The organism is Capsulimonas sp., from assembly GCF_039929585.1.
Taxonomy (GTDB): domain Bacteria; phylum Armatimonadota; class Armatimonadia; order Armatimonadales; family Capsulimonadaceae; genus Capsulimonas.
Window position 1 is genome coordinate 1 of sequence record NZ_JBDSQY010000265.1, and the last position, 6,686, is coordinate 6,686.

Genomic DNA, 6,686 nt, shown 5'->3' on the forward strand with positions numbered 1-6,686 from the left:
CGGCTACTTCCGAATTTCTCCTGTCAGTTCTCCAAACTCCTGCCTAGACGTCACCGGGATCTCCACCGCGGATGGAGCATACATCCAGCAATGGACCTACTGGGGAGGCGCCGGTCAGCAATGGAGCATTATAAACCCGTAAGGCGGGAAGGGTTACATGAGAAATCATTAATCTCAGGCCTCGATGGTTCTTCGACGCCTAAACATGACCATCACTCCCCGGGATGCTCTCCTCCGGGAGTGAAGTCCATCCAGGCGCCTTGAGCTGCATTGAACGTATGTGACATCGCCCCGGGGTCGCGTCGCCAGGCGCGCGCCCCCCGGGGCTTTTTATCTTTTTCGGTGACGCCAAAATCTCTCTCTTCATCAGTGAAGCTCTCTTCCGGTGCATTTGTGAGATGTCCGCTCTCACGCGGATACCACGCAAGCGGACATGACGTTCCGGCACAAACGCTGTGTCACCATAGTTTCCAGACATGGAATTATATCACATAAATTTCCGATTAATGGCGGCAGCGATAACCCGCTCTACAACGTTGTGACCAGTGTTCATCTTTGCCCTTGACAGATGCGCGTCAGCATGATATAGTTTTCATACGATGATGAACCTGGTTTTTTGATTACGATGTGCTCACGGAGCCGGTGCGTCGGGCCAATTGATCTTACGGGACACTAGTGCAGGCTACATGTAAGGACCCATTGGTCATCGATCGAGCCTGATATCATGACGATGAAGTTTTCCGGCTGCAATACGTGCGTCGGATTCGTCACCGTCTATTTCATCTGTTCTGTGACAAAATCAATCGATCATTGATGGCAATTGTCAGACACGCTCTAGTGGCCGGCGTATAGTAACGCCAGCCGCGCTCCTTTGACATCTCGCTGGGCCAATCCCGCATTCATCGCCATCATTTAGGACTGGAAAGGTAGAATATTGCAACTCACCCGACATCGCTTGGTTCTTGATATTCGAAGCGCCACACTCGCACTCAGTTTGATCGTCGCAGGACCACTTACCCTCATGGCCGCGAATCCGACAGTACCGACACTGACGATCGACGCCAGTAAGTCCGTCGCCACGATCACCCCCCGGCTATACGGCCTGATGACGGAGGAGATCAACCACTCCTACGATGGAGGACTCTACGGGGAGCTCCTTCAGAACCGGGCGTTTATGGATGACGCTCAGACGCCCCGCCACTGGTCCCTCGTTCAGAGCGAGGGAGCGGAAGCGACCATCGCCCTTGACCGGGATCGTCCTCGGAGCGAGCAGCAGCCGGTGAGCCTCCGCCTGGATGTCACGGCGGCGTCGTCAGGCCATCCCGCCGGAGTCGCCAATGACGGCTACTGGGGGATTCCCGTCCGATCACGGACCCGCTACACGGCAAAGTTCTATGCCCGCGCGAACGCTGGCTTTTCCGGCTCGGTGACGCTCGCCATCCAGAGTGAGGACGGCAAGACGGTTTACGCCAAGGCGCAAGTCGCTCAACTGACGGACCAGTGGCGGTCCTACACGGCGACGCTGAGTACTGGGAAAGTGGTTCCAACGGCGAAGGCGCGCTTCGTCCTCACCGTGGATCGTCCCGGAAGCGTCTGGCTGAACTATGTTTCGCTCTTTCCCCCGACCTGGAAGAATCGCCCGAACGGACTGCGGCCCGACCTGATGCAGGCGCTGGTGGATATGAAACCGGGCTTCCTGCGCTTTCCCGGCGGCAACTACCTGGAAGGCAACACAATCGCCGAGCGCTTCGACTGGAAGAAGACGCTTGGGCCGCCCGAGGATCGTCCCGGCCACCCCTGCCCGTGGGGGTATCGCTCGACAGACGGCATGGGACTGCTGGAGTTCTTGTACTGGTGCGAAGACATGGGCGCGGAACCGCTGCTCGCGGTCTATGCGGGATACTCGCTCAACGGCGAGCATGTCACGGCCGGCCCGGCCCTCACCCCCTACGTGCAGGAAGCGCTCGATGAGATCGAGTACGTGATCGGGGACAAGAACACAAAGTGGGGCGCCGTGCGCATCCGCGATGGGCACCCCAAGCCGTTCCCCCTGCACTATGTGGAAATCGGCAACGAGGATAACTTCGACAAGTCGGGAAGCTACGACGGCCGCTACGCGCAGTTCCATGATGCTATCAAGGCGAAGTATCCACAGCTCAAGCTCATCGCCAGCACAGGGAAAGAGCATGTCCCCAGTCGTAAGCCTGATGTTGTGGACGAGCACAACTACAGCTCAGCCGCCACACTCGTGGAAATATCTCCGAATCACTTCGAGGGCTACGAGCGCAAAGGCAGTCCGGAGGTCTTCGTAGGAGAATGGGCGGCGTACGAGGATATCGCTCCCTGGGATCAGGGTTCGCATGCGCTGCCGCCGACGCCGAGCATGAAGGCAGCCCTGGGTGACGCAGCCTGGATGACGGGGATAGAGCGTAACGCCGATCTGGTGGTGATGCAATGCTACGCTCCCCTCCTGGCGAACGTGAATCCCGGCGGGCGGCAGTGGCGTCCAAACATGATCGGTTACGATGCGCTTACCACCTTCGGCTCTCCCAGCTACTATGCTTTCCAGATGTTCAGCCGCAACCACGGCGATGAGGTGCTGAAGGCAACGCTTACCGATGCAACACTGCGCAGTTCCGTCACTCGGGACAGCCGGACTGGGGTCATCACGGTGAAACTGGTGAACCCGCAGCCGACGCCTGCGGCGGTGAAGATCGTTATCCCGGGCGTCGCCTCCCTGGCGCCCGCCATGACGGCGATCACTCTGGCCGCTGATCCGACCGACACAAACGCCATCGACACGCCCAAAAAAGTGGTTCCTGTCACGACGAAGGCCCCGAATATCAAATCAGGCGGCGTCTACACGCTTCCCGCCTACTCGATTACCGTCTTAAATATGAAACCGTAAATTATGAAGTCAATGAAATCCACTCTCCCGGCGCTTGTGGCGACTCTGGCGATTATCCAGGCCGCCGCCGCCGACAATCCCATTATCCAAACGCGACATACCGCCGATCCTGCTCCGATGATTGCCAATGGCAAAGTCTATCTTTATACCGGTCATGATGAAGACAATGCGACCGTGTTCGTGATGAAAGAGTGGCGGTGCTACTCAACAAAGGACATGGTGAATTGGACGGACGAAGGCTCTCCTCTGTCGGTGAAAGACTTCTCCTGGGTTCACGACGACGCCTGGGCCGGTCAAGCAATCGAGCGCAATCGCAAGTTCTACTATTATGTCCCGATGACAGCCAAGGGTCTCGGAATGTCCGTGGGAGTTGCGGTGTCCGACAGCCCGACAGGTCCGTTCCATGACCCGCTTGGCCATCCGCTCGTTCATACCGGCGTGGGAGATATCGACCCAACCGTTTATATCGATAACGACGGGCAAGCGTATCTTTATTGGGGCAATCCGCAGCTATTTTACGTTAAGCTCAACAAGGATATGGTCTCATACGATCAGAGCGTCGGGATCGTGAAGGTTCCGCTGACGGAAGAGGGTTTTGGAAAGCGCGAGGGAAATAAAGATCGGGCCACGCTCTATGAAGAAGGCCCCTGGTTTTATCGCCGCGGCAGCCTCTATTATATGGTCTTTGCCGCTACCGGGGTCCCGGAGGCTCTCGCCTATTCCACAAGCGCGTCGCCAACCGGCCCATGGACCTATCGCGGCATCATTATGCCTAAGGGCTTGCCGAAACTGGCGTTTACAAATCACGCAGGCGTCCTCGATTACAAAGGACACTCGTATTTGTTTTATCACAACGAGGACTTGCCCGGCGGAGGCGGATTTGATCGTTCGGTGTGCCTGGAAGAGTTCAAGTACAATCCCGACGGTTCGTTTCCAACGATCCTTCCGACCAAGGATGGGCCTGCTCCGATCGGCCACCTGAATCCTTACGAGTCGACTAAGGCGGCGACGATTGCGTGGGAGACGGGCGTTGAGACCGAAACCAGCGCCACCGACGGAGTTTATGTCACCGACATAAACGATGGCGACTACATCAAGGTGAAAAGTGTAGACTTTGGATCCAGGGGCGCCAAGAGTTTCGAGGGCACTGTCGCTAGCCTGGCGGTTGGGGCCTCAATGGAAGTCCATCTCGACGGGGTCGCGGGACCACTGATCGCAACGCTCGCCGTTCCGGACACTGGCGGCCTGGACCGGTGGAAGGTCCAGACGGCCTCCGTATCGGGAGCAAGAGGGGTACACGATGTATTTTTCGTTTTCAGGGGCAGCCAGGGCGAGAAGATCTTTAACTTCTTGTCATGGAAATTCCGGAAATCGTCTCGCTAACGCTGCCCGCACACTGCCGGACTTGATCGAATTGCGCGCTACTACGGAAGATGTCGTGAGAAAACTTGAAGGGCGACCGACATTCAACGAGTTCTGCCGCGGAGCCTGATCGACGATGCGAAATCCGATCGGTTCTCGCCGAAATCACGGAACTTCACCTATTCGATGGCGGCCCAATGACCAGGAACGAATGACCGGGCTGCCGATTTTAGATCTATTAACACCATTTGCGAGGATGTCATTTGTTTACTCGACTTCTAAGAACGGTTCTTGCCGTCGCTCTACTGTCCACGTCTGCAGGGGCGTCGCGCGCCGACGAAGTAGTCCTCCTATCTTCGCTGGACTTATCGAAGGCCACGCAGGGATGGGGCGCCCCCCAGGCCGACAAATCCGTTGAGGGCCACCCAATCACGCTGGCCGGCAAGGTGTACGCGCACGGTTTCGGTACGCACGCCGCGGGTACAATCGCGATTGACCTCAAGGGGCAGGCGACGTTTTTCAGCGCAACTGTGGGCGTAGACGACGAGGTTCCGGTAGGCCAAGGGAGCGTCGAGTTCCGGGTCTGTGATCCCGCTCGCAACGTCCTATGGACAAGCGGGGTGATGCATCGCGGCGATGCGCCAAAATCCGTTCACGTCTCCGTTATAGGGCTCTCGTCGATCGTTCTCCGTGTGACAACCGGCGGGGATGGCTACGGGCAAGACCATGCGGATTGGGCCGACGCAGCTATCACCATGACGAGCGGCCTTCCCGAAACGAAGACGATCTCCGGTTCCGACCCTTCGATCGCGATGTCGACGGCGCCCGCCGCGCCTCATATCCACGGCCCTTCGGTCGTGGGCGTCTTCACCGGCACGCCCATCATCTGGACGGTTCCCGTCACCGGGAAGCGACCACTGGCCTTCTCTGTTAAGCAGTTGCCCAAAGGTGTGGAGTTCGACAAGACACGGGGCATTTTCACGGGATCAATTGCCATACCGGGCGATCACGCGGTTCGAGTGAGCGTGAAGAACGAGAAGGGGCGCGACACATCTACGGTGCACTTCGTCGTGGGCAACACGCTGACGGAAACACCGCCGATGGGGTGGAACAGCTACGACGCCTACGGCGACAACGTCACGGAGGCGGAGACGCTGGACAATGCGACGTACCTCAAGCGCGAGATGCAGCCGTATGGCTGGGACACCGTCGTTGTCGATTACCGGTGGTACGACCCCGGCGCTTACAACAACAACGCGCCCGCCCGCGCCGGTGTCGACCTGACCATGGACGGTCACGGGCGGCTTTTGCCGTCCCCAAACCGATTTCCATCGGCGGCAAATGGCGCGGGTTTCCGACCGCTGGCCGACAAGATCCATGGCATGGGGCTGAGATTCGGCATCCACATCATGCGCGGCATTCCTCGAAACGCCGTCAAGGCGAACCCGACAATCGATGGCGCCGCTTTCCATACCTCGGACGCCGCCGATACTTCGGATACCTGTAGCTGGTGTCCCGATATGTACGGAGTGCGCGGCGATACTGCGGCGGGTCAGGCCTACTACGATTCGCTGTTCCGCCTGTACGCTTCTTGGGGCGTTGACTACGTCAAGATGGACGATACGTCGGTGCCTTATCACAAGGATGAGATCAACGCCGTGCGGAACGCAATCGACAAGTGTGGCCGCTCGATCGTCTACAGCCTGTCGCCCGGCGAGACGCCCATCGATCAGGGCTCCCATGTGGTGGCGCATGCCAACCTCTGGCGCGCCAGTGCGGATTTCTGGGACAACTGGGGCGCACTCAACAACGAATTCGACCTCGGCGATCAATGGCGAAGTTTTGTCGGCCCGGGCCACTGGGCCGATGCGGATATGCTGCCTCTCGGGCATCTGTCCGTTGGAAGTCGAAGTGTCGGGCCTGACCGTCGAACTCGATTTACGAAGTCGGAGCAGGTGACTCTGATGTCCCTGTGGTGCCTGCTGCCCGCGCCTCTGATGCTTGGCGCCGCCATGCCGGACAACGATGCCTGGACCCTGGCTCTGCTCACGAATGCCGAGGTGTTGGCGCTCGATCAGGACACAGCCGCCTCGCCGGCACGTCGCGTGAAACATGGTGACGACATCGAAGTCTGGGAGCGAACACTCGCGGATGGCTCTGTCGGCGTCGGCGTCTTCAATACCGACGAATCCGACGGCGATCGTGTCGTCTCCCTTGGCGATCTCGGCCTATCCGGACGATACACGGTGCGCGACCTCTGGCAGCGCAAAGACCTGGGCATGATGCCAGATCACCTTGTCCTCCACATTACTGGCCATGGCGTCGCGCTCTTGCGGCTTCGAAAGCGCCCGTAGCGCATTATCCAGAGGTTAGGACCTATTCAAAAATAACCGCTTCTTCTGAGTTGGGGCTGATC

The 6,686-nt window shown here is 58.5% G+C and carries 4 protein-coding genes; all 4 read left to right on the forward strand.

From position 1 onward, the window contains the following. Positions 1 to 13 precede the first annotated feature (13 nt). The 4 genes from ABIZ35_RS20120 to ABIZ35_RS20135 all read left to right on the forward strand — a co-directional run bounded on the left by ABIZ35_RS20120 (position 14) and on the right by ABIZ35_RS20135 (position 6,624). The gene (locus ABIZ35_RS20120) at positions 14 to 142 is read left to right on the forward strand and encodes an RICIN domain-containing protein (RefSeq protein WP_348221714.1); all 129 of its coding nucleotides are present in this window, start codon (positions 14 to 16) and stop codon (positions 140 to 142) included. 792 nt (positions 143 to 934) lie between these two features. Beyond that, on the forward strand, positions 935 to 2,908 hold the full coding sequence (locus ABIZ35_RS20125) for an alpha-L-arabinofuranosidase C-terminal domain-containing protein (protein WP_348221711.1): 1,974 nt from the start codon (positions 935 to 937) through the stop codon (positions 2,906 to 2,908). Between the two features lie 3 nt (positions 2,909 to 2,911). Then, positions 2,912 to 4,291, forward strand: coding sequence for a glycoside hydrolase family 43 protein (locus tag ABIZ35_RS20130; protein ID WP_348221712.1), 1,380 nt, complete (start codon positions 2,912 to 2,914; stop codon positions 4,289 to 4,291). Positions 4,292 to 4,533: 242 nt separating this feature from the next. Next, entirely contained in the window at positions 4,534 to 6,624 is a 2,091-nt protein-coding gene (locus ABIZ35_RS20135) for an NPCBM/NEW2 domain-containing protein (RefSeq protein ID WP_348221713.1), read from the forward strand. The last annotated feature ends 62 nt before the right edge of the window (positions 6,625 to 6,686 follow it).